20 protein-coding genes are annotated in these 22,831 nt (G+C 36.4%); 17 read left to right on the top strand and 3 right to left on the bottom strand.

Features of this window, described 5'->3' with window-relative positions; all coding sequences use genetic code 11:
* The first annotated feature begins 436 nt into the window (after positions 1-436).
* Complete coding sequence (locus tag AB9L17_RS16925) at positions 437-1,195, top strand: formate/nitrite transporter family protein (protein WP_068983648.1); 759 nt, start codon at positions 437-439, stop codon at positions 1,193-1,195.
* A gap of 219 nt (positions 1,196-1,414) precedes the next feature.
* Here AB9L17_RS16925 and AB9L17_RS16920 read toward each other — a convergent pair whose 3' ends face one another.
* Positions 1,415-1,573, bottom strand: a complete 159-nt coding sequence (locus tag AB9L17_RS16920; protein WP_375199518.1) for a hypothetical protein — start codon at positions 1,571-1,573, stop codon at positions 1,415-1,417.
* A gap of 105 nt (positions 1,574-1,678) precedes the next feature.
* On the opposite strand from AB9L17_RS16920, the gene AB9L17_RS16915 reads away from it, so the two are divergent.
* From AB9L17_RS16915 to AB9L17_RS16900, 4 genes are all read left to right on the top strand, one after another.
* Positions 1,679-2,014: a hypothetical protein gene (locus tag AB9L17_RS16915; RefSeq protein WP_068983647.1), complete on the top strand. Its 336-nt coding sequence runs from the start codon at positions 1,679-1,681 to the stop codon at positions 2,012-2,014.
* Positions 2,015-2,171: 157 nt separating this feature from the next.
* Positions 2,172-2,600, top strand: coding sequence for a GatB/YqeY domain-containing protein (locus AB9L17_RS16910; RefSeq protein ID WP_375199517.1), 429 nt, complete (start codon positions 2,172-2,174; stop codon positions 2,598-2,600).
* 171 nt (positions 2,601-2,771) lie between these two features.
* The gene (locus AB9L17_RS16905; RefSeq protein ID WP_068983645.1) at positions 2,772-3,341 is read left to right on the top strand and encodes a TetR/AcrR family transcriptional regulator; all 570 of its coding nucleotides are present in this window, start codon (positions 2,772-2,774) and stop codon (positions 3,339-3,341) included.
* An 85-nt stretch (positions 3,342-3,426) separates the two neighbouring features.
* Positions 3,427-4,368, top strand: coding sequence for an SDR family NAD(P)-dependent oxidoreductase (locus AB9L17_RS16900; RefSeq protein WP_375199516.1), 942 nt, complete (start codon positions 3,427-3,429; stop codon positions 4,366-4,368).
* A 118-nt stretch (positions 4,369-4,486) separates the two neighbouring features.
* Here the strand turns inward: AB9L17_RS16900 and AB9L17_RS16895 are convergent, their stop codons facing one another.
* On the bottom strand, positions 4,487-6,184 hold the full coding sequence (locus AB9L17_RS16895; protein WP_375199515.1) for a methyl-accepting chemotaxis protein: 1,698 nt from the start codon (positions 6,182-6,184) through the stop codon (positions 4,487-4,489).
* Positions 6,168-7,811 (bottom strand): pyridoxal phosphate-dependent decarboxylase family protein, encoded by a 1,644-nt coding sequence (locus tag AB9L17_RS16890; RefSeq protein ID WP_375199514.1) that lies wholly within the window; start codon positions 7,809-7,811, stop codon positions 6,168-6,170. Before AB9L17_RS16890 ends, AB9L17_RS16895 begins: the two co-directional genes overlap by 17 nt.
* A 525-nt stretch (positions 7,812-8,336) precedes the next feature.
* Between AB9L17_RS16890 and AB9L17_RS16885 the strand changes: the two genes are divergently transcribed.
* The 12 genes from AB9L17_RS16885 to AB9L17_RS16830 all read left to right on the top strand — a co-directional run bounded on the left by AB9L17_RS16885 (position 8,337) and on the right by AB9L17_RS16830 (position 22,386).
* Positions 8,337-9,527 (top strand): DHH family phosphoesterase, encoded by a 1,191-nt coding sequence (locus AB9L17_RS16885; RefSeq protein ID WP_068983641.1) that lies wholly within the window; start codon positions 8,337-8,339, stop codon positions 9,525-9,527.
* A gap of 469 nt (positions 9,528-9,996) precedes the next feature.
* The gene (locus AB9L17_RS16880) at positions 9,997-10,842 is read left to right on the top strand and encodes a DUF4179 domain-containing protein (protein WP_375199513.1); all 846 of its coding nucleotides are present in this window, start codon (positions 9,997-9,999) and stop codon (positions 10,840-10,842) included.
* 184 nt (positions 10,843-11,026) lie between these two features.
* The gene (locus AB9L17_RS16875; RefSeq protein WP_375199512.1) at positions 11,027-11,194 is read left to right on the top strand and encodes a hypothetical protein; all 168 of its coding nucleotides are present in this window, start codon (positions 11,027-11,029) and stop codon (positions 11,192-11,194) included.
* A gap of 139 nt (positions 11,195-11,333) precedes the next feature.
* The gene (chrA, locus tag AB9L17_RS16870; protein WP_375199511.1) at positions 11,334-12,494 is read left to right on the top strand and encodes a chromate efflux transporter; all 1,161 of its coding nucleotides are present in this window, start codon (positions 11,334-11,336) and stop codon (positions 12,492-12,494) included.
* A gap of 505 nt (positions 12,495-12,999) precedes the next feature.
* Positions 13,000-14,145, top strand: a complete 1,146-nt coding sequence (gene hemW / locus AB9L17_RS16865; protein ID WP_068983638.1) for a radical SAM family heme chaperone HemW — start codon at positions 13,000-13,002, stop codon at positions 14,143-14,145.
* Between the two features lie 89 nt (positions 14,146-14,234).
* Positions 14,235-15,263 carry a heat-inducible transcriptional repressor HrcA gene (hrcA, locus tag AB9L17_RS16860; RefSeq protein ID WP_068983637.1) on the top strand — a complete coding sequence of 343 codons (1,029 nt, stop codon included), beginning with the start codon at positions 14,235-14,237 and terminating at the stop codon, positions 15,261-15,263.
* Positions 15,264-15,265: 2 nt separating this feature from the next.
* Positions 15,266-15,841 carry a nucleotide exchange factor GrpE gene (gene grpE / locus AB9L17_RS16855; protein WP_375199510.1) on the top strand — a complete coding sequence of 192 codons (576 nt, stop codon included), beginning with the start codon at positions 15,266-15,268 and terminating at the stop codon, positions 15,839-15,841.
* A gap of 74 nt (positions 15,842-15,915) precedes the next feature.
* Positions 15,916-17,757: a molecular chaperone DnaK gene (dnaK, locus tag AB9L17_RS16850; RefSeq protein ID WP_068983635.1), complete on the top strand. Its 1,842-nt coding sequence runs from the start codon at positions 15,916-15,918 to the stop codon at positions 17,755-17,757.
* Between the two features lie 244 nt (positions 17,758-18,001).
* Positions 18,002-19,120: a molecular chaperone DnaJ gene (dnaJ, locus tag AB9L17_RS16845; protein WP_068983634.1), complete on the top strand. Its 1,119-nt coding sequence runs from the start codon at positions 18,002-18,004 to the stop codon at positions 19,118-19,120.
* 21 nt (positions 19,121-19,141) lie between these two features.
* On the top strand, positions 19,142-20,083 hold the full coding sequence (prmA, locus tag AB9L17_RS16840) for a 50S ribosomal protein L11 methyltransferase (protein ID WP_068983633.1): 942 nt from the start codon (positions 19,142-19,144) through the stop codon (positions 20,081-20,083).
* A gap of 81 nt (positions 20,084-20,164) precedes the next feature.
* Positions 20,165-20,902: a 16S rRNA (uracil(1498)-N(3))-methyltransferase gene (locus tag AB9L17_RS16835; RefSeq protein ID WP_375199509.1), complete on the top strand. Its 738-nt coding sequence runs from the start codon at positions 20,165-20,167 to the stop codon at positions 20,900-20,902.
* A 698-nt stretch (positions 20,903-21,600) separates the two neighbouring features.
* Positions 21,601-22,386 carry a CsxC family protein gene (locus AB9L17_RS16830; RefSeq protein WP_223553660.1) on the top strand — a complete coding sequence of 262 codons (786 nt, stop codon included), beginning with the start codon at positions 21,601-21,603 and terminating at the stop codon, positions 22,384-22,386.
* Positions 22,387-22,831: the final 445 nt, after the last annotated feature.

Raw genomic sequence — 22,831 nt, 5'->3', positions numbered from 1 at the left:
CTCGGAAGGATCAAGCTATTGACAGCCTATAGAGATACGAAGGGGAATCTAATCTACCCTTCGTTTTTTTAGCTTTGGATAGGTATTCGATCTCTAGCACTTGATTTGACCAGTTGTTAGTGATGCAATAGTTGGGTGGCATCATGATCAATCAGTTTCCTCAAAAGTGCTACCATTTCTGGCACATATGAAAAAGTACAACCTTCGTACTATATATCTTACTACTTTTATACGCTCTTCCCTTATAAAATACATGAATATATGTTAATTTGATGCAATTTACTTTAAATCTGCTAATAACCATTATTTCGGGATATTATTTGATAAAATGAAACTCTTGTTTATAAGTTGATTAGAGTGAAAATGGGGTGACCACTTGTGATCAGCGTTAAAAATGAGATATAAATTAGTTTGATGTTTTTTAGGAGATGAAAGTATGAAAGAAACAATTTCTGCTGTTTGTTTAACAGCTGAAACCAAAATTAGAATGATGAAGCATAGACCTGTGAATTATTTACTGCAGGCAATTTTTGGAGGGCTTTTTGTTGGCTTTGGCATTTTGCTCATCGTTACTATTGGAGGCTTATTGAGTCCTGCTGGGGTACCAAGTATGAAAATCGTACAAGGATTAGCATTTGGTGTGGCCCTTAGTATGGTCATGATGGCTGGGGCAAATTTATTTACGGGTGATAATTTAGTTTTAACGGTTAGTACACTATCAAAAAAATCCTCTCCGTTAGAAATGTTAGGCATTTGGATGTCTAGTTACATAGGAAATTTCTTTGGTGCTCTTTTAGGAGCGGCATTATTTTTTTACTCGGGGCTAGCAGCAGGAGACACAGCAGCTTACATTGAAAAACTGGCTACAGCTAAGATGAGTGGTAGTTTCATTGAACTTTTATGTCGAGGTATTTTATGTAATTTGCTTGTATGCTTGGCAGTATGGTGTACCTATAAATTAAAGACAGAGACTGGGAAAATAGTGATGATTTTCTGTTGTATTTTTCCTTTTGTTACAATCGGATTTGAGCACTGTATAGCAAATATGACATTGTTTTCACTTGCTCTTTTAGTACCTCATGGTGAACTAGTATCGTTTGCTGGAGCCTTTTCAAATTTATTACCTGTAACACTAGGTAATATTATTGGGGGAGCGGTTATTGGTTTTGTCTATTGGGTAAATGCAAAAGAGTAATATTTGAATGACTCTTGCAATTAGTATCTTTACTTATTAGGAGAATTAATAACATATTATGTGTTATAGCAGTTTTACATACAAAGGGTAAATCATGAGATTATTTGAAGTAAAATTAACGGATGAATACTTGACAAATCCCATCTATTAATACTTTGACTTTGAGATAAATCATAGATAGAATGACAAGTAGAGTTACTTATGTGTAACTCTACTTTTTTAACGTCGTGTTGTTGCGGCTGCCGCTTCGCTTTCGTGCAGATAAAACCCTGTTATTGACGCTACGTTAGCACTGCGCTTTCGCACAAAAAACATCTGTTGCTGATGCTGCGCTTTCGCACAAAAAACATCTGTTGCTGACGCTGCGCTTTCGCACAAAAAATATCTGTTAGCCTAAAGCCTCTGGTGGATGTCAATATAATTAATTTCGTGAATTTAATAGATAGATTAATAGATTATATAAAAGTGAGGAGGAAGACGATCATGAAACAAGAAGTGAATCAACATACCATCCTTCAAGCAATTTTGGAGCTTTCTAAGCAAATGCAAGAAATGAAATTAGATCTTCAGCAACAAATTGGAGCGGTTAAAGGAAGTTTAGAGGAGAAAATTGAAGCGGTCGAAAGAAGATTAGAAGAGAAACTCGATACAGTCGAAAGAAGATTAGATGAAAAAATCGAAGTAGTGGAAGCAAAGTTAGATAAGGTTGAACAAAATTTAAGCAAAAAAATTGATGTTTTAGATTCAAAAATTGGAATTGTATCACTTGATTTATTAGAGACAAAAGCTGAAGTATCTGTTCTTCAACAAACAAAATAGTATAAGTTAACTTACCGTAACCTAAAGGGGTACGGTGTTTTTTTCTTTATTCAGAAATGTCTTATGTGGAGCAAGCAATGCGACAGTCACAATTACGCTAAGGTGTATTTGATGGTATAATATTATTTGAAATAAATGGCTAGAAGGAGTGAAAAGATTGTTAAAAACAGAGGTATTTGAACAATTAAAAAAGGCAATGAAAGAAAAGGACGTATTAGCAAAAGGCGTACTATCGCTTTTGAAATCTGCCCTAGATTTAGCTGAAAAGGAAAAGGGAGAAACTTTATCGACTGAAGAGGAAATTGCTATCGTTAATCGTGAGGTTAAGCAAACAAATCAGGCATTAGAGGGTGCTCAAAATGCAGGACGAGCTGACTTAATTGAAAAAGAGGAAGCGAAATTAGTACTATTAAAATCATTTTTGCCAAAGCAATTATCTGAAGAAGAAATTGTAGAAAAACTTGTGGCAGCTGGCGTTGTCAAAGGGATGAATATGGGAGAAGCGATGAAAATTGCAAAACCTTTATTAACTTGTCAAGCAGAAGGTGCTATTATCTCAAAAGTTGTGAAAAGTTTAATTTCATAATTATAGTTTAATCGGATCGCCTTCCATGTAGGTGATCCGATTATTTTGGTTAATATTCGTCTTTTTACTTTGCTGATATCCAAGAAGTAAATTTCCTTTTAGTAACTATTGCTAAATGCGAAAATTATCCATATACTATTAATTAACCACTGGTCAAATAAGGAGGACGTTATGTCACCACGTAAGCCGTCAACAAAAGATCTGACGAAAGAAATGATAATAAATGAGGCGCATAAGCAATTTATTACGAAGAATTTTTACCAAGTATCGATGCGCAGTATTGCTAAAGAACTTAGCTGTAGTCATGGGGCTATTTACTATCATTTTAAAAATAAAGCTGAAATTTTTTACGCAATTTTAGGTAATTATTTTTCGGAACTAAATAATACTTTAGATGAAACTGTAAATGGCCCTGAAGATAATAACACAAAACTGCTCAATGTTTTTGTAGGCTTTATGGCGTTTGGTTTAAATAATCAAAGCCAATATGAATTAATGTTTATGATAAGGGACAGTGAAATTGATGGACTTTCACAAGAGGCAGCAAATCTTAGTTATGAAAAATTTGCACAATCTGTACAGTCCTTATCAAAGACTGAACTGTTAATTTCAGATATACATTCTACATTTATTGCTCTACATGGTTTTGTCGCTCATTATCGTCACTATGTAAAAAATTATGAGGAAGCGAAAGAGGCGGTAGATGTTCATGCAAAATTTCTTTTTAAGGCCTTAACATAAGGAAATGTAGTTCTAGGTTACAAATAATCTAGAGCTTACTTTTTACAGTGATTTGACCAGTGGTTAATAAAAGGGGGTATTCTGTTTGAAAACTGCATTAGTTGTTGGTGCGTCTGGTGGGATGGGCTATGCTCTTGTAAATGAATTAGTAAGCCGAAATATACATGTAAAGGCATTTGCTAGAAATAAAGAAAAATTAGTGGCACTTTTTCAGCATCACAAAAATGTCGAAATCATTTCTGGCGACGCATTTAATGAACAGGAAATGATGAAGGCTTCAAATGGTGTGGATGTTATTTTTCATGCTATTAGTTTTCCGTATCAGGATTGGGCAAAGCAACATAATCGATGCTTAGATATGGTCATTAAAATAGCCGAAAAGCAAGGAGCAAAGATTGCGCTTGTTGATAATATTTATGCATATGGGAGACAATCCACAAATCGAATTACAGAGGAGACGAGAAAAGAACCCCAGACAAAGAAGGGGAAAATTCGTTTAGCAATGGAAAACAAATTGAAGGAAAGTAATATACCCTCGTTAATCGTTCATTTGCCTGATTTATATGGACCGAATGCAGAGAATACAATACTCTATGAAACGTTAAAAAAAGTTGCACAAGGTAAAAAAGCTAATTTTGTCGGAAATATGCAGGTGAAAAGGGAATTCCTTTATACAGTTGATGGGGCAAAGGCTATGGTTGAGCTTGCTTTACGAGATGACACATATAATCAGAATTGGAACGTGCCAGCTGTTCATACAATTACAGGGGAAGAACTAGTAAAAATTTTACGGGACATCACAGGCTACAAAAAAGGTATTCGTACAGTCTCTAAAGGGATGATACGTCTTATCGGAATTTTTTCTCCTTCTATGAAAGAAGTAGTTGAGATGTTGTATTTAACAGAAAAACCGGTCATTTTAAGCGGGGAAAAATACGAAAAGGAAATAGGCATGTTACCGGGTACTTCATATAGAGTAGGGCTAGAAGAAACGATTAAATGGATGAACAAGAGGGTATTAAAATAGAAGTACTTTTAAAAAGCATAACAAAAATCCGCATAGACTTCTGTTGGGAGAAACTTACCCACAAAAAGTATAGCGGATTTTTGTGATCAGAAAGAAGAATATTATTGCTTAGTTTTTCTTATAACTGAAATTTTTGAATGATATTGCGAAGTTGCTGTGCCATCTCAGCTAAATTATTGGACGACGCAGTAATCTCTTCAATACTTGCTGATTGTTCTTCAGAAGCAGCTGCTACATTTTGAATGTTTCCAGATGCTTGAACGGCTACTACACCAACCTCCTCTACAGAAATGGCGATGCTATTAACGCCTTCGTTCATTGTAGTAATGATGTTGTTAACTTGATCCATTTCTTGAGTTAGTTCAGTAATATGTGCATTGATTTCTTTAAAAGCTTCACCTGATGCATTAAAAGTAGTAGAGCTTTCAGCCAGATTATTACTGCTTATTGCCATTGATTTTACGGCTTGGGCAGACTCTTCCTTAATTGTTTCAATACGTGTTCGAATACTATTCGTTGCAGCTAATGATTGGTCAGCCAGCTTACGTACTTCTTCTGCTACAACTGCGAAGCCTTTACCATGCTCACCAGCACGAGCCGCTTCAATCGATGCATTTAAAGCAAGTAAATTTGTTTGATCAGTAATTTCATTAATTAATGTCACGATGTCACCGATCTCATTTGTGTATGTGCTTAAACGTTCCACAACTACCGAAGTTTCTTGAATTGCATCAGATGTTACAGCCATCTTTTCAGTAGCATTTTGAATCGTCGAATTGCCTTTCTCTGAAATAGAAGATGCACTAAATGCCTTAGTAGTGACATCATTAACGCTCGTTACAACTTCTGACATCTTTGTAGAGATTGTTGTAATATGATGTTCTACTTCTTCAATAGAGGAAGTTTGTTTTTCTGATCCCGCAGCTACTTCTTGCATAGAAGAAGTAATTTGTTGAATAGATGCACTTGTTTGCTCAGAGCTTGCTGTTAACTCTTCAGACATAGCAGCCACTTGCTCAGCATTTTCAGCAATTTGCTGAATAAGCGAGCGTAAGTCTGCAGTCATATTTTCAATGCCTTCAGAAAGCTGTGCAATTTCATGAGAACCCTGAATATGAAGTGGTTCCACGGCTAAGTCTCCTTTTGCCACCTTACTCACATAGCCAGTCATATTTTTAATTGGTTTTATAATGCCTTTACTAATGAAATAAGCCACGATACCACCGAATATCACAAAAATTAAGGTCATAACGATACAAATCCAAATAGCCTGTGTTTGAAGTTTAGAAATGAAGGAAGCGTCCATATCTATACCAAAAAGCATATCAGTATCTTTAAATGGTATAAAAATGGATTTATGAATACCGTATTCATCTTTATAAATTTCACTAGATTTAACGGTTTCAGAATCTAACGCTTCATGCATGTCTTTACTAAAAACATAGTCTTCTTGTTGATTATCTTTATTGCTTAATGCAACAATATGTTCCTTGCCATTTGCACGTGAAAGGACGTAGGCATTTTCAATATTAAACTTTTTAAGTGTTTCATTTAATTGATTTAATAGTTCTTCATATTTATCCTTATCACCGTCATCTGCAGCTTTGACGTCGTTTATGTCTATATCTTCAAAAATAGTTTTAGAAATAACATCTAAAGATGACTCAAATTGTGTAATAACGAAATTATTGATAATTTGATTGGACGCAATAAATAATACGACGCTAAATAAAATTGAAATAATAGTAATAGGAATAGTAAAGCTAGCAATATATTTATAAAGTAAAGAACTCTTTAGCTTAGTTACTATATTCAACTTTAGCATCCTCCAAAACTTTTAACTTTTGTTGTAAGAAATGAATCATATCACCAATATGCTCCGTCTTAGTATAAGGAGAAATAGAGAAGAATTTTGCAGCAGCGACTGGCATCTGTTGTTTTGTATCACTCGTGATGACAGTGCAAACTCGTGTTGTATCACCGAAAAATACTTCGTCACGACCTTCACCTATAATCTCAAATAAAGAAGCGTTAAGGCCATTAATATATTCAATCTGATCTTGTGTATAGCTACCTGACTGTTCAGATTTCCAATTAAAGCCTTCAGGATACAAACGAAATGCTGTGACTGGTCCAATATTATCCTCATTGACTACTTGTAACATTGGAGTCTTTTCAGCTAACTGCGCACGGAATGCTAAATTGACACGCACATAATTTGCTAATATTTGTTGGTAGCCTTCTTTACCAAAGGCTTGTAATGCTGCATAAATAGCAATTGAACTACCCATACGAGAGCACTCTAATGTATAGCCTGTGTGATAAGAACCATAGCCTCTATTGCCTACATAAGGTGTGTCGAAGTCCTCAATATCTAACAACTGCAAATGTTTACCTTCTTTTATTAAGAATAGGCTAGTTAAATACGGCGTTTGACCAAGCTTTTGGAAGTCAAAGCAAAGGCTATCAGCGATAGGCAGATATTGCATACGTTCTTTAATTTGTTCTAATCCTTGTAAAACATCAGACTCGAACTGAAGTGGATTTGCCTTAAAATCATAATCATTGAAAAAGGCATAAAAACCACCTAAAGCTGAATCAGCATGAATATGTATTGGTTTTAAGGAATATTTTTGTTCAAGGTTAGTTGTAACGTTTTTGATCGCTTGTACATCATCGATGGCAAATTGATCTGTAGCACCAGTTGTAGCTACTACATACACCGGAATGCCACCGTTTTCTATAACTTCCGTCATGCGAGCTTGTAAGTCTTCGATATCCATTGAATGATCTTTTCCAGCTTTAACACGAATTAAATGTTTGCTCCCGATGCCCACTGCTTCGATTGATTTTAATAAGCTGTAATGCGCATTTTCTGAAGCGAAGCAATATAAATTATTTGGTACGCCATCTTCCTTTGCGTTAGGGAATTGTTTAGCGATAGCAAGACGTAGCCCACTGAAAACAGCCCCTTGTCCTCCCCATGTTGTGTAGCCAAAGCTTTGCGTATAGTCGTAACCAACTAACTTCGACATCATTGCTACAACCTTTACCTCACATTCTGCGGCAGCTGGTCCGTATACATCCCATAGATTGTTACCGTTAAGTAAGGCACTTGTAAATTGACCTAAAATGCCAGGAATGCTGGCCATTGGTAAAACATTTGTTACAAAGTTGCGTGTATGGTAAGGATGTCCTTGCATCAATTGTGTTAATCCATCCACAACCTGATCAAGTCCTACACCTGAAGTTGGTACTTGATGATCTTGCATTAGCTCTTTGTAAAAATTGTCAGAACGCTCTTTCATCGGTCCAAGAGTTGTTATTTTTGGATTCTTTAACTCATCTAATGATGAAACAATTTTCTCTAACAGAGATAAAAAATTCTCTCTTTGTTCGATATTTCCGTCTTCGCTTTGGAATAATTGTTGGATTTTTTTCATGTTTATCATCCTTTATAGTTCATTTTTCCTCTATTTTTTTATTGCATAAAAATAGGTCGTTTTACTAAAAATATAATAGCATATTATAACAAAAAATGAATTTATATTTTCTTAAAAAATTAATTTTTGACATTTTTAAATAATCTAATTAATTGAAAAGGGAGATTTGCTAATAGGATATTTGTACAAAGGTTGTGTTGAAGAGGGTTTTTGTGACAATTATGAGAGAATTATTGTAAAAAATAGTGAATGTTAAGCATTGTAGAAAATAAATACTTAATGATAAATACTATGTAATTAATAATTTTTGATTTAACAATAAAGTGAAAGTTTTAATACTTTATGACTATTGGAGAGAGTACTACTTTAGTCAAAACAGAATCTGCATAGATGCAAATTCTGTTCTATGGTCGCTTTATTCGAATTATTGCAACAGCATTCCCAAAACTCACATAAAGTTTTTTCTTGTTTCGCATACCAATAATTTTTTCAACGATAAACCATACTATTTATTGAGGTGAAAAAATGTATAAATTGCTATCACATAATGATTTAGATGGCGTAGGTTGCGGAATTTTAGCCAAGCTAGCTTTTCATGATCAAGTAAAAGTAAGATACAATTCAATTGCGTCGCTTGACCGAGAGATTGAGTACTTTTTAGATAATAACCAGCAAGATACTTTTTTATTTATTACCGATTTATCTCCGAATGAGAAAATTGAAAAAAGATTGAATGATTATTATAACGCAACTGGCAATGTTCAACTGCTTGATCATCATAAAACGGCTCACCATTTGAACGAGTATGAATGGGGTAAAGTAGTAGTCGAAGATGAAAACGGATATTTAACATCAGCAACATCCTTATTTTATCAGTATCTTATCACACAGGGGTTAATAGAAAAAACGAATTCCATCACAGAATTTGTAGAGTTAGTGAGACAGTACGATACATGGGAATGGGAAAAGAATGAAAATCACCAAGCACATCGATTAAATACACTTTTTTATTTGGTGTCCATCGAGGAATTTGAAGAAAAAATGCTTGAACGTTTAAAATCAAGTGAGCAATTTGATTTTGATGAATTTGAAAAGAAAATTTTAAACATGGAAGAAGAGAAAATAAAACGTTATATCCGCCGGAAAAAAAGGGAACTAGTGCAAACAGCAATGGGAGAATTCTTTACAGGTGTGGTTTATGCAGAATCTTATCATTCCGAGCTTGGTAATGAATTAGGAAAAGAAAATGTACACCTTGATTTTATAGCTATCTTAAATATGGGAGGCAAAAAGATTTCCTTTCGAACGATTCATGATCATATAGATGTTTCGGCAATTGCAGGAGAATTCGGAGGGGGAGGCCATCAAAAGGCAGCTGGTTGTTCTTTAACAGATGAAGCTTATAAGCAGTACGTGGCACAAACATTTCATATAGAACCAATACCAGAGGATGCGAAACGAAATAGCTATAATTTAAGGTTTTCTTCTTTTGGGACATTGTATAAAAACCTCAAGAAAGAAATTTTCCTCCTATATTCAATAAGTGATTTTGATTGGGTAATTGAAAAAAATAAACTTCCATTAGATCAAAACTTTACAAGCTTTTATGAAGCGGAATGGTTTTTAAAAAGAAATTATCAAGCATGGTTAGTGAAAGATGAGGTATTTGTAGATTATTTAATGGGAGAGGCTAGAAAGATTCGACAGCAAGAGTAAGGGATATAGATTATTCCTTTCATAGTGTTATTGTGTGAATGAAATGATTAAGGTGTCAGACAAAGCATGGCTCTTCGGTAAAACGAGTGGTTGATTTCCGTTCCGACTGAGCGCTTTGTTTTGACTGTGCGAAAGCGTAGTGCTAACGTAGCGACAGCAACAATATGGTTTTGACTGTGCGAAAGCGAAGCGACAGCAACAATGTAAGTGAAGAAAGCGGTTTGACGCTAGCTCATATGAACGCGAGGCCTGAAACTGAATCACCCTCATTTTGCAACAATCACAAAGATTTCCTTACCATTTTGTTCTTCAAGTTTTTCAACGCATTAAAGGAATATAAATTATTCCTTTTGATACATAGTGAAATCCGTCACGCCTTGACATTGTTAGAGGTTATATAATGTTCAACTGAAAACTACAATAAATAAAAAGCATTTGTGTAGACATACTTTCTTAGAATGAGGTGTACATGATGTCCAATGATTTGATAGTCGAGGGTCAGCCTAAGGAAAATCGAGGACGTAAAGCATGGTTTATTGTAGTATTGCTTTTCTTGGTAGTTACTTGTGTATTTGTTTTTTATTTTTTGTTTTATAAGGAATTGAATTTTGAAGCATACAAAACAGTTGTTGGTAAAACTACCGAAAATAAACTTGGACGTTTAACATTAAATGAAATAATAATTGACGATAATCAGATCTTATTGAATGCTACCTTTAAGCCAGTAAAGGATGTAAATTTCGATGATCAAATTTATCTCTTTCCACAAGTTTTTGTGAATGGGAAAGAATTCACGGTTAGAAATGGAGGACAGTCCATCGCACAATCCGATAAGGTTTTTACCATCTATAGTAGTGTGAAATTGAGTGAACTACCAAAGGACAAAATATTAAATTTAGATATTCGCTATAACGACTGGAACGGGGAAAAAAAGATTGACGAGCCGTGGGAATTTCAAGTGGAAGCTTCACAAAAGCAATTACAAGAAGATAGGAAGACGTTCACTGTTGCGAAAAAAGTGAAGCTATTAGATGGTCAAGAGATAACGATAGAGAAGGTTATTTCTACACCAATATCAACAACGATTTACTTTCATTCTGAGAATAGCCTGTTAAATGAAGCGATACATTTTAAAATCCAATCAGCATCAGGAGAATCTTGGGACTTCAACACTGCGTATCCTTTAAACGAAGATTATACGAAGTGGGGTGTTCGCCTCGATGCAGTATATTTAACAGGGAAGGGCTATGAGCTAATTCCTGTTGCTGTAGATGGAAGTGAACTCGGTTCTGCTGTTAAGATTAGGGAAAAATAACTATCCTTGATTAACCTTAATTTTATTAAAAACCAGGCGTGTTGATTAGGAAATAATAGATTTACTATTGAGTGATAAAAGGGTTTTTTGTTTTTTGTTGGCTCATCACCAAAAGTTGTGGATGACATTTGTTAAAACGTATGCTTCGTATATTAGTTGATTGGAGTGGAGACTGGGCGACTCCTTGGGGATTAGCGTCACAGATGAGACCCTGGAGCGAGCAACGCGAGTGAAGCGGCTCATCGGACGCCCCCAGGAAAGCGCCCAGTCGGAACGGAAATCAACCACACGTTATGTTGATGATCCTTTTTGTTGCTATTTTGTTAATATATCCCTATTTTGTAGCCTGTAGCAGAAATCAGAGCCTTCTAAATTAATATGGATAAAAATAGATAATCAACATACCAAAAAAATTTTACAATATCTTAATCCAAGAGGAGGTTTCCCCCGCGTAATATAAATATAGATGATATGGAAAGTAGTTGAAGATATTGCGTAGGTTATGGGAAATTTTTTTAGTTTCGCTTAAATTAGGTTGTACATCCTTTGGGGGTCCCACTGCACATTTAGGGTATTTTCAAAATGAATATGTTCAAAAGCGTAAATGGTTATCTGGTCATGACTACAGTCAGCTTGTTGCACTCAGTCAATTTTTACCCGGACCAGCATCGAGCCAGGTAGGGATGGGGATCGGCTTATTAAGAGGCGGAATTTTTGGTAGTATTGTGTCATTTCTTGGTTTTACATTACCGTCAGTTTTGCTGCTTATGGCATTTGCCTATTTTTCTACACAGACTGAGTTGGAGATGGGGTGGGTTCATGGCTTAAAATTAGTAGCGGTTGCTATTGTTGCACAAGCTATTTTTGATATGTCAAAAAAATTAATCCCTAGTATTCGCCATTTTATAATCGCTTTGTTAGCACTTGTAGTAGTGCTTTTATGGATGCATCCACTTGCACAGGTAACTGCTATTTTCTTTGCTTCTGTCATAGGCTATCAATTTTTTAAGAAAACGGCTGAGAGGGATGACTTAAAAGAAGCGGTTATACCTATTTCAAAAACGACTGGTGTATGTTTTTTAGCGCTGTTTGTCATATTGCTTGTTGGTTTACCAGTAGCTAGCCCATTTATTCAATATGAATGGTTTACGATGATTGAAAAGTTTTATCTATCAGGTGCATTAGTGTTTGGTGGAGGTCATGTCGTGTTGCCTTTACTAGAGGCACAGTTTGTTCAAGGTGGATTAATGAGTTCTTCGGATTTTTTAGCTGGCTACGGAATGACACAGGCGGTCCCTGGCCCATTATTTACGTTTGCCTCCTATATAGGTATGGTCATTGCTGGAGTACCAGGGGCCATCATAGCTACAGTAGCTATCTTTTTACCAGCTTTTTTACTAATAGTAGGGGCAATGCCTTTTTGGCTCGCACTTAACCGAATCGCTGGATTAAGGGGAGCGATTGCCGGAGCAAATGCTGCGGTTGTTGGGATTTTAGCTGCTGCTTTTATTCAACCTATAGTAACGCAAACTATTCAAGATGGAACAGATATACTAATAGCTTCAGTATTTTTATTGCTTTTAATACGCTGGAGAATTCCACCTTATTTACTTGTGCTAATAGGTGTTGTAGTAGGTGTTATTTTTAACTAAGCTCAATGTAATTATAGTTGCATCGAATAGCTTACTCCCGTAAAGGTTCAACGTCGAGATACTAGTGCATGAGTGCTTGCCATTGAAATTGTGAATCAGTCTCAAACATTAGATTTTTATTATACTATCAAAACACTTTGATAGTAGTAACTTATTTGCCATCGAACATACGAGCGTATTCGAACTTAACAATCGAATACGCTTATTCATTTGAAAAAAATTAATAATTTCAAAGGAATACATAGCCAAAAAATTCAGTGACCCTGGCGAAATTTCCGAGATTTTTCGTTAAATCTGTGCATTCGAATTAATGTGACGCAATTCAGTGTAATTTCCTCGACGGTTATAGTAGCAGCTGTTGCTGAAATACATATCAAGTTCATGTATTTAGTAACAAGTTCAACTTAAACGTGTCATTCTAAATGGTTTGATTCATAGCGTTCTCCTGAGTGTTTGTTTATAATGAGGAAATGGAAAAAGACTTAACGAGAAAGAAGGGATAGCTATGGCACGAGGTGTTTACATTCATATTCCTTTTTGTCATCAAATTTGTAATTATTGCGATTTCAATAAATTTTATTTTAAAAATCAACCTGTGGATGAATATATAGAAGCGCTGGGCAAGGAGATGGAGCTTGCTACAAAAAAATATCCCGAGAGCTTTACACAAATCGAAACGATATTTCTTGGAGGCGGAACACCAACAGCCTTATCGCCTCAACAATTAGTGAAACTTCTTGAGCTTATTCGTACGTATATTCCGATGAGCAGTGTGACAGAATTTACATCAGAGGCCAATCCGGACGAGCTGTCAGAGGCAAAAATGCGTGCATTGTTTGATGGTGGTGTAAATCGCTTAAGTATGGGTGTGCAATCTTTTGATCAAGAGTTGTTAAAGAAAATTGGTCGTACACATAGCAACAATCACGTCTATGAAACAATTGCCTTGGCTAAAAAGGTTGGTTTCAGAAATATTAGTCTAGATTTAATGTATGGTTTGCCGGGGCAGACGATGGCTCAATGGAAGGACACCTTAGAAAAAGCATTTGCGCTTGATTTACCACATTTTTCAGCGTATTCACTAATCGTTGAGCCAAAAACGATTTTTTATAATCAATACACAAAAGGTAAGCTACATTTACCGACTGAAGATCTTGAAGCGGATATGTATGATGTGCTAATGAACCAGATGGAGGCACATGGACTTCAACAATACGAAATTAGCAATTTTGCACAAGCTGGTTTCAGTTCTAAACATAACAAAATTTACTGGGAAAACGATGAGTATGCAGGCTTTGGTGCTGGTGCACATGGATATCTAGCTGGTGTGCGTTATTCAAATCACGGACCGTTGAAAAAGTATATGGAGACAGTGAATGCAGGGGAACTACCAATTGTGTATGAACATGTTGTAACAGAGAATGAAAAACGAGAGGAGCAAATGTTTTTAGGTCTGCGTAAAATAGAAGGAATTACACACACTATATATGAAGAAAAATTTAAGGAATCGATGCATGTGCGTTATCGACATGTCATTGAAAAACTAGTCTCAGAAGGTCTATTGGAAGATGATCCAAAAGGAATTCGTCTTACGCGAAAAGGTCGTTTTGTAGGTAATGAAGTATTTCAACAATTTTTGCTAGAAGATTGAGCGATATCGTTGACATAAAATGTGGGATTTGATAACTTATTAATAGTATTAGCACTCCTCTTGATTGAGTGCTAACAGAGGTGATAATCATGCTAACAAATCGGCAATTACAAATATTGCAAGCCATTGTAGACGACTTTATTATGTTTGCACAGCCGGTAGGTTCTCGCCAAATCTCCAAAAAGCAAGAGATTACATTTAGTCCAGCCACGATTCGAAATGAAATGGCGGATTTAGAGGAATTAGGCTTTTTAGAAAAAACGCACACTTCCTCTGGTCGAGTGCCTTCGGAAAAGGGTTATAGATTTTATGTAGATCATTTGTTGAACCCACAGGGCATTAATTCAAGGGACATTCAGCAAATCCAATCAATTTTCAACGATCGTTTAGTAGAAGTGGAGCATATTATCCGAAAGTCTGCCAATATTTTATCAGAGCTGACATCGTATACATCGATTCTTTTAGGACCTGATGTTCACAGACATCTTGTTAAACGATTTTCAATTGTGCCACTCTCTAGCGATACAGCAGTAGCGATTATCGTAACGAATAACGGACATGTTGAAAATCGGATGTTTAATTTACCGCCTAATTTTACCGCTTCTGAATTAGAGAAAATGGTTAATATCTTAAATGATCGCCTAGTTGGTGTGTCATTAGAGGATATTCATATAAAACTCGAAGCTGAAGTGCTAGCAGTATTACAGCAGCATGTTCGATCAGCGGATGATTTTGTTCACGCTCTCGTTACAGCGACGATGCATAATTCGGAAAGTAAAATTTACTATGGTGGTAAAACAAATATGTTCAACCAACCGGAATTCCACGATTTAAATAAAGTCCGTATGATTTTGGACTTAATGGAAACGACTAGCCAAGTGCAGTCGCTCTTCCATCCCAATGAATCGGGCATTCAAATTCGTATTGGCTCGGAAAATAAACAGTTAGAAATGGAAAACTGTAGTGTCATTACGACCACTTATTCTATTGGTGAAGACCAGCAGGGGGCTATCGCAATTATTGGTCCTACACGTATGGATTATAAACGTGTTGTTGCTTTACTAGACGTAATGCGCATGGATTTAACACTAGCCTTTACGAAGAATCGTAGTGATTGATAATGAGGAGGATTCAAGTGACGGAAACAACTGAAAACAAAGACCTTGTACAAGAAGAAAAGAATGTACAAGCTGAAAATGAAGTAGAAGTAGGACAAGAAACTGAATTAACAATCGAAGAACAGTACGAAGCAAAGCTAGCTGAGTTACAAGCAAAGCTAGACGATGAGGAAAATCGTCATCTACGCTTACGTGCTGACTTCGATAATATACGTCGTCGCAGTCAACTCGATCGAGAGGCTGCTGAAAAGTACCGTGCTCAGAGCTTACTCTCAGATTTATTGCCGGTGATCGATAATTTTGAGCGTGCTTTACAAGTTGAAGCAACTTCAGAAGAAACTGCTTCTATCGTAAAAGGTATCGAAATGGTGTACCGCTCTCTACTAGAAGCAACTGAGAAGGAAGGCTTACAAATTATTAAAGCAGAAGGTGAGCAATTTGATCCGAATGTTCACCAAGCTGTCATACAGGAGCAAGATAGTGAAAAAGAAACGGGTGTTGTCTTACGCGAGCTACAAAAAGGCTATATGTTAAAGGATCGTGTATTACGCCCAACAATGGTATCTGTAAACGAATAGTCATAGCACTATTTAGTCAATTACATTTAGTAGAAAACGCATCCTTTGCGTTTAATTAATAGGAGGAAATTTTAATGAGCAAAATTATTGGTATTGACTTAGGAACAACAAACTCTTGCGTTTCTGTACTTGAAGGTGGGGAACCGAAAGTAATTCCAAACCCAGAAGGAAACCGTACAACACCATCTGTTGTTGCATTCAAAAATGGTGAACGTCAAGTTGGTGAAGTAGCAAAACGTCAATCAGTAACAAACCCTAACACAATTATTTCTATTAAATCTAAAATGGGTACATCTGAAAAAGTTAAAGTGGAAGATAAAGAATATACTCCACAAGAAGTATCTGCAATGATTCTACAATACTTAAAAGGTTATGCGGAAGATTACTTAGGTGAAAAAGTAACAAAAGCGGTTATTACAGTACCTGCTTACTTCAATGATGCTCAACGTCAAGCTACAAAAGACGCTGGTAAAATCGCTGGTCTAGAAGTAGAGCGTATTATCAACGAACCAACAGCTGCTGCACTTGCTTATGGTTTAGATAAACAAGATCAAGATCAAAAAGTATTAGTATTTGACCTTGGTGGTGGTACATTTGACGTATCTATTCTTGAATTAGGTGATGGAGTATTTGAAGTATTAGCAACAGCTGGTGATAATAAACTAGGTGGGGACGATTTCGACGACGCTATCATTGAGTATCTTGTAGCAGAATTCAAAAAAGAAAATGGCATTGACCTTTCAAAAGATAAAATGGCTATGCAACGTTTAAAAGATGCAGCTGAAAAAGCGAAAAAAGATTTATCTGGTGTAACATCTACTCAAATTTCTTTACCATTCATCACTGCAGGTGAAGCGGGTCCATTACACTTAGAAATTTCTTTAACTCGTGCAAAATTTGACGAAATTACATTACCATTAGTAAACCGTACAGTAGGTCCAGTACGTCAAGCATTATCTGATGCAGGTCTATCAACATCTGAAATTGACCAAGTAATCTTAGTTGGTGGTTCTACTCGTATTCCAGCCGTACAAGAAGCTGTACGTAAAGAAACTAATAAAGAGCCACACCGCGGTGTAAACCCTGACGAAGTTGTAGCAATGGGTGCTGCTGTTCAAGGTGGCGTATTAACTGGTGATGTAAAAGACGTAGTTTTACTTGACGTAACTCCACTTTCATTAGGTATCGAAACTATGGGTGGCGTATTCACAAAATTAATTGACCGTAACACTACGATCCCAACATCTAAATCACAAGTATTCTCAACAGCAGCTGACAACCAACCAGCAGTAGACATTCACGTACTGCAAGGTGAACGTTCAATGGCAGCAGATAACAAAACATTAGGTCGCTTCCAATTATCGGATATTCCACCAGCACCACGTGGTGTACCACAAATCGAAGTAACTTTCGATATTGATAAAAACGGTATCGTATCTGTTAAAGCGAAAGACCTTGGTACTAACAAAGAACAAACAATTGTTATCCAATCTGATTCTGGTTTATCTGAGGAAGAAATCGAACGTATGGTAAAAGATGCTGAAGCAAATGCTGAGGCGGATACTAAACGTAAAGAGGAAGCAGATCTTCGCAACGAAGCAGACCAATTAGTGTTCCAAGTTGACAAAACAATTGCTGACTTAGGCGAACAAATTTCAGAAGAAGAGAAAAAATCTGTTGAAGATGCTCGTGATGAACTGAAAAAAGCGCTTGAAGCTGGCGAATTAGAAGGCATTAAATCTGCTAAAGAAAAACTAGAAGGCGTATTACAGCCATTAGTTATGAAAGTATATGAACAAGCTGCAGCAGCTGCTCAAGCAGCTCAAGGTGGCGAAGCAGGTCCAGATGCGGCCGCTGGTAAAAAAGACGACGGTATCGTAGACGCTGACTTTGAAGAAGTTAAAGACGATAAATAATAATTAGTAGCTAGTTAAGTGAAAAAGCCAAAGACCGCTTGCGGCTTTGGCTTTTCTCTTTATTTTTATATATTTCATTCAACAAACTGCACTTTAATTGTCTAGTTCTATAGGTTATGTGTAGGGAAAAGTGAAAAAACATATATTGTTACATTTTTAATGAATATTTAATAATAAAAATAGAGGCAGTTTTTTTAACTGCATGATACAATAGATTTTATGCAAAAAGAGCGGAGTGTGAATCATGGATAAACGCGATTACTACGAGGTGCTTGGTTTAACGAAATCGGCTTCTAAAGATGAAATTAAAAAAGCCTACCGTAAATTATCAAAACAATACCATCCTGACCTTAATAAAGAGCCAGGTGCAGATGAAAAATTCAAAGAAATCGCTGAAGCTTATGAAGTATTAAGTGACGATCAAAAAAAGGCGCGCTATGATCAATTTGGTCACGAAGATCCAAATGCAGGCTTTGGTGGTGGCTTCGGAGGCGGCGGCTTTGGCGGCTTCGAGGATATTTTCAGTTCGTTCTTTGGTGGTGGCGGTCGCCGACAAGACCCGAATGCACCACGCAAAGGTGATGACTTACAATATCGTATGAATATTAAATTTGAGGAAGCGATTTTTGGGAAAGAAACAGAAATCGAAATTCCTAAAGATGAAGTATGTGATACTTGCCACGGTTCTGGTGCAAAACCAGGAACTAACCCTGAAACATGTTCAACATGTAAAGGTGCTGGTCAAGTAAATCAGGCAGTGGATACACCATTCGGCCGTATGATGAATCGTCGTACTTGTTCGACATGTCAGGGTGCAGGTAAAATCATTAAAGAAAAATGTTCATCTTGTCGTGGCGAAGGAAAAATCCAACAACGTAAGAAAATCAAAGTAACAATCCCAGCAGGTGTTGATGATGGTCAGCAAATTCGTGTGTCTGGTCAAGGTGAACCAGGTATAAATGGAGGGCCAGCAGGAGATTTATATATTATGTTCCGCGTTCAAGGACACCAAGAGTTTGAACGTGATGGCGATGATATTTATTTCGAACTGAGACTGACATTCCCACAAGCAGCTCTTGGTGATGAAATTGAAGTTCCTACTGTTCACGGGAAAGTAAAATTACGTATTCCTGCGGGGACACAGTCAGGTGCGCAATTCCGTCTAAAAGACAAAGGTGTCAAAAATGTACATGGCTATGGCACAGGGAATCAATATGTAACAGTAAAAGTTGTAACGCCAGAAAAGTTAACAGAAAGACAAAAACAAATACTACGTGAATTTGCGGAAATTAGTGGCGATATTCCTGAAGAACAAGGAAGTTCACTTTTTGATAAATTTAAGAAAAAATTCCAAGGTGAATAATTAGAGGAGCTGAAGAGCTACGTGAAGTGGTCAGAATTATCCATTCATACAAAAAATGAAGCGGTAGAAGCAATTTCGAATATTTTGCATGAAGCTGGGGCAAGTGGTGTTGTTATAGAGGATTCTGCTGAATTTGCTAAGCCACGTGAAGATCAATATGGTGAGATTTATGCACTAAATGAAGCGGATTTTCCGAAAGATGGTGTTATTGTTAAAGCCTACTTATCAGAATCTAGTTTTTTAAACGAAACAGTCGAAGAAATTAAAGCGGCTATAACAAATCTAACGAACTTCAATATCGATATTGGTGAAAATGTTGTATCGATTGTGGAAGTAAACGAAGAAGACTGGGCAACAGCGTGGAAGCAATACTATCATCCTGTAAAAATTTCTGAACGCTTTACAATCGTACCAACATGGGAAGAATATGCACCAGTATCAACAGATGAATTAATAATTGAATTAGATCCTGGTATGGCCTTTGGTACGGGAACACACCCAACAACTGTTATGTGCTTACAAGGGCTTGAGAAGGTTGTAAAAGAGGGAGATACGGTTATCGATATCGGAACAGGGTCAGGTGTTCTATCCATTGGTGCAGCCTTATTAGGAGCTAAAAGCGTACACGCGCTTGATTTAGATGAAGTAGCTGTACGTTCAGCACAAGAAAATATTGTGTTAAACAAAGTTGATGATAAAGTATCTGTATTCCATGGGAACTTACTGGATACAGTAAAGGAACCTGCAGATGTCGTTGTAGCCAATATTTTAGCTGAAATTATTATGTCCTTTACTGACGATGCATTTTCAATTGTTAAACCGGGCGGATTATATGTCACTTCAGGCATCATCGGCGCAAAACGTGATGATGTAAAAGCAAAACTAGAAGCTTCAGGCTTTGTGATCGAAGAAGTATTACTAATGGAAGATTGGGTAGCTATCATTGCCCGTCGTCCACAATAAATTGACTGAGGAAGCGCCAAATCGTGAGCCGAGTGCTTGTGATTTGGCGTTTTCTCTTCTTGTTATAAAGGAGTGTTTAACATGCAGCGTTATTTTATTGAGACGACCATAGAGGAAGCGCGTATTAGCGGAGAAGACGCGCGACATATTGAACGAGTAATGCGTATGAAAGAGGAAGACAAAATCGTTGTAGTTGCACAAAATATCGCCCATATTTGCACAATTACTGCCTTTGAAGAAGAAGAGGTACTTGTCCAATCTATAGGACAGACGATTCCTTCTCCTGAGTTACCTATCCATGTAACCGTGGCATGTGGTTTGCCCAAGGGCGATAAACTAGAGCTTATTACACAAAAGGCAACAGAGCTTGGAATGTTTGCCCTACTGCCATTTGAAGCTGAGCGTTCCATCGTTAAATGGGATAAAAAGAAGGGCGCAAAAAAGCAAGAACGTTTGCAAAAAATTGCAAAAGAAGCAGCTGAACAATCACATCGTACACAGATCCCTGAAATTTATGAGCCCATCTCTTTTAAACAGCTAGTTGAACAAATGGGCAATTTCGACGCAGTTTTTATAGCGGATGAAGAGGATGCAAAAGCAGAACTACGTACAAGGTTTGCGGAGAAGCTAAAAAACGTGCATGAGAAGAAGTCGAAATCAATTCTTATTATCTTTGGTCCAGAAGGTGGCATAGCAAGGAAAGAAGCAGATACTCTGCTTCAAGCTGGTGCTCAAACGATGTCTTTAGGACCCAGAATATTACGAGCAGAAACAGCGCCGCTTTATGCACTTTCTGCAATATCTTATGAATTTGAATGACATAGCTATTAAACTTGTCAAATGAGGCTTTTCACACACTTAGCTGTGCAAGAGTAAACGTCAGTATAATTGAGTATAAATGCAGTTGTGACAAGTTTTGAAGAGATAGAAATCACCATAATACTGCTAATATAAGTAATCCTAACAATGTGAGCCGATTCAAAAACTTGAATCGGCTCTTTTTCATTGTGTAATACAAAAAACTAGTTAGAATAGGATCAATTAATAACAAGTGTAATTAGTGAATGTAGAATAGATTCAAATCTTCATTAATTGCTACAGGCTTATATACCAATTCTTTTCCTGAAATATCTAATATTCGTTTGTTTGAAATAGGTAAAATACCAATTACAATTTCAATATTAGCTTTGTGTATAGGTTTTGGATTCGGTATTTTACACTACGAGAAAATAAATAAAAGCATAAAATGGGAAAAGGTAAGTCCCAGCGATCAGGCAAGGAACAAGTATTGGAAAACTTTAAAACAGAAGTTAAAAATTATTATAATTGATAGTAACAATTAGACCAGGTGCCGACAACGGTGAGTACCTGGCATTTTGTGTTCATTTTTATCTCTCAGCTCAAAAATCCTTTTTTAAAATAAAAAACTAGTATACACGTCTATTCATAGATTCAATTGCTGCATATTCTGGTATGGAGAGCTCTCAAAAAATACAAAATGAAATGAGGAGATTTTTTTGAATAATCAATCAAATAATCAAATCCAACCTTGTCCGGTAACATCAACTGAACAAATACCATTAAATAGTGAAGCTACTCCAGTAGTCGCTACACCAGTTGTGCGTCCAATTATTAAAGTACCAGTAGTACTTGCAGAACCAACACTTCAAATAGTTGTGGAGTCGGATATTACGCTTACTCCTGCAGCAACTGAAATCAAAAGAGTGAAAAAAAATGTATTCCTAAATCAGATTAAACTAGTACCGGTTAGATTTGCACGTATTGATAACACTGACTTTTTTAGAGTAACAAGAGCTAAATTATTTGTAGCAGGGCATATTCGCAAAAATATTGAGTATGCTGCAGCAGAATGTAATGGGGCACTTCGAGATAGAATTGCTGATGTTCCGTTTTCTGGTTTTGCAGACCTTACTTTCCCAGCAACTGGTGGGGGCCCTACTCCAATCTTAGGAATTTCCGAGTTTGCCGAAGCGAACTTCCTTAATGAAACTACGCAAACGGATGCTCGATTGGATAAAGCATTCTTCCAAAATCTCGTTAAATACAATGAACAACCATTTGGCGAGTTAGTAGCAGCAAACTTCTTTGAACTTGATTTTTCACCAACTATGGCAAGACCTGAAGGTACTTTCTGCACATTGCGTGAAAAAATTGTACTAGATCTTACTGTGAAAGTAGTGCAAGTTCAACAAATCCGCCTTGATTCTGGTGGTTCTGTAATAACTCCTGATCTTTTAGGATTGACTCCACCAGTTAATGAGTCTCCTTCTAATCCTTGTTAAATCTTTAGCGTTATAGAGGAGCAACGGAGATAAAAAAGGGCATTTCAAGGGGCCCTGAAAAAAATTCAATATTTAACTTGGTAGTTGAAAGCTCGGTTGAATCGAACTTTCAACTGCCTTTTTTGTGATAGATAACGATTAGAATTCACTGACATGTTGCCTTATTATAATATTCTGCTATGGAAAAACTTACTAACAATTTATGTTTTTTCTATGACTGTTTTTTGGAGTAATGCACAATTTTTTGCTATGTCAGCGCCTCTCAATTGTTACTAAAATTTGGAATGCTCTGTGACAAAAGTAAAAGTAAAGCATAAAATGGTTTTAATGATAAGTGCAACACTTAGTTCAAAATAAAAATAGCTTATAATTTTGTTGTTTAAATTGTACCTGCTGACATTCGTAATATGGGCATCTTTATAAGCTAAACACTTCTACATATCTC

It is taken from the genome of Lysinibacillus sp. RS11, from assembly GCF_042019215.1.
GTDB classification, from domain to species: domain Bacteria; phylum Bacillota; class Bacilli; order Bacillales_A; family Planococcaceae; genus Lysinibacillus; species Lysinibacillus xylanilyticus_A.
This window is presented reverse-complemented; position numbering and strand designations above follow the sequence as displayed.

Coding starts and splice junctions, on each gene's coding strand:
- hrcA (WP_068983637.1), top strand. CDS start 14,235: ATGCTAACAAATCGGCAATTACAAATATTGCAAGCCATTGTAGACGAC.
- AB9L17_RS16835 (WP_375199509.1), top strand. CDS start 20,165: ATGCAGCGTTATTTTATTGAGACGACCATAGAGGAAGCGCGTATTAGC.
- grpE (WP_375199510.1), top strand. CDS start 15,266: ATGAGGAGGATTCAAGTGACGGAAACAACTGAAAACAAAGACCTTGTA.
- AB9L17_RS16880 (WP_375199513.1), top strand. CDS start 9,997: ATGATGTCCAATGATTTGATAGTCGAGGGTCAGCCTAAGGAAAATCGA.
- dnaK (WP_068983635.1), top strand. CDS start 15,916: ATGAGCAAAATTATTGGTATTGACTTAGGAACAACAAACTCTTGCGTT.
- hemW (WP_068983638.1), top strand. CDS start 13,000: ATGGCACGAGGTGTTTACATTCATATTCCTTTTTGTCATCAAATTTGT.
- AB9L17_RS16925 (WP_068983648.1), top strand. CDS start 437: ATGAAAGAAACAATTTCTGCTGTTTGTTTAACAGCTGAAACCAAAATT.
- AB9L17_RS16905 (WP_068983645.1), top strand. CDS start 2,772: ATGTCACCACGTAAGCCGTCAACAAAAGATCTGACGAAAGAAATGATA.
- dnaJ (WP_068983634.1), top strand. CDS start 18,002: ATGGATAAACGCGATTACTACGAGGTGCTTGGTTTAACGAAATCGGCT.
- AB9L17_RS16915 (WP_068983647.1), top strand. CDS start 1,679: ATGAAACAAGAAGTGAATCAACATACCATCCTTCAAGCAATTTTGGAG.
- AB9L17_RS16885 (WP_068983641.1), top strand. CDS start 8,337: ATGTATAAATTGCTATCACATAATGATTTAGATGGCGTAGGTTGCGGA.
- AB9L17_RS16890 (WP_375199514.1), bottom strand. CDS start 7,811: ATGAAAAAAATCCAACAATTATTCCAAAGCGAAGACGGAAATATCGAA.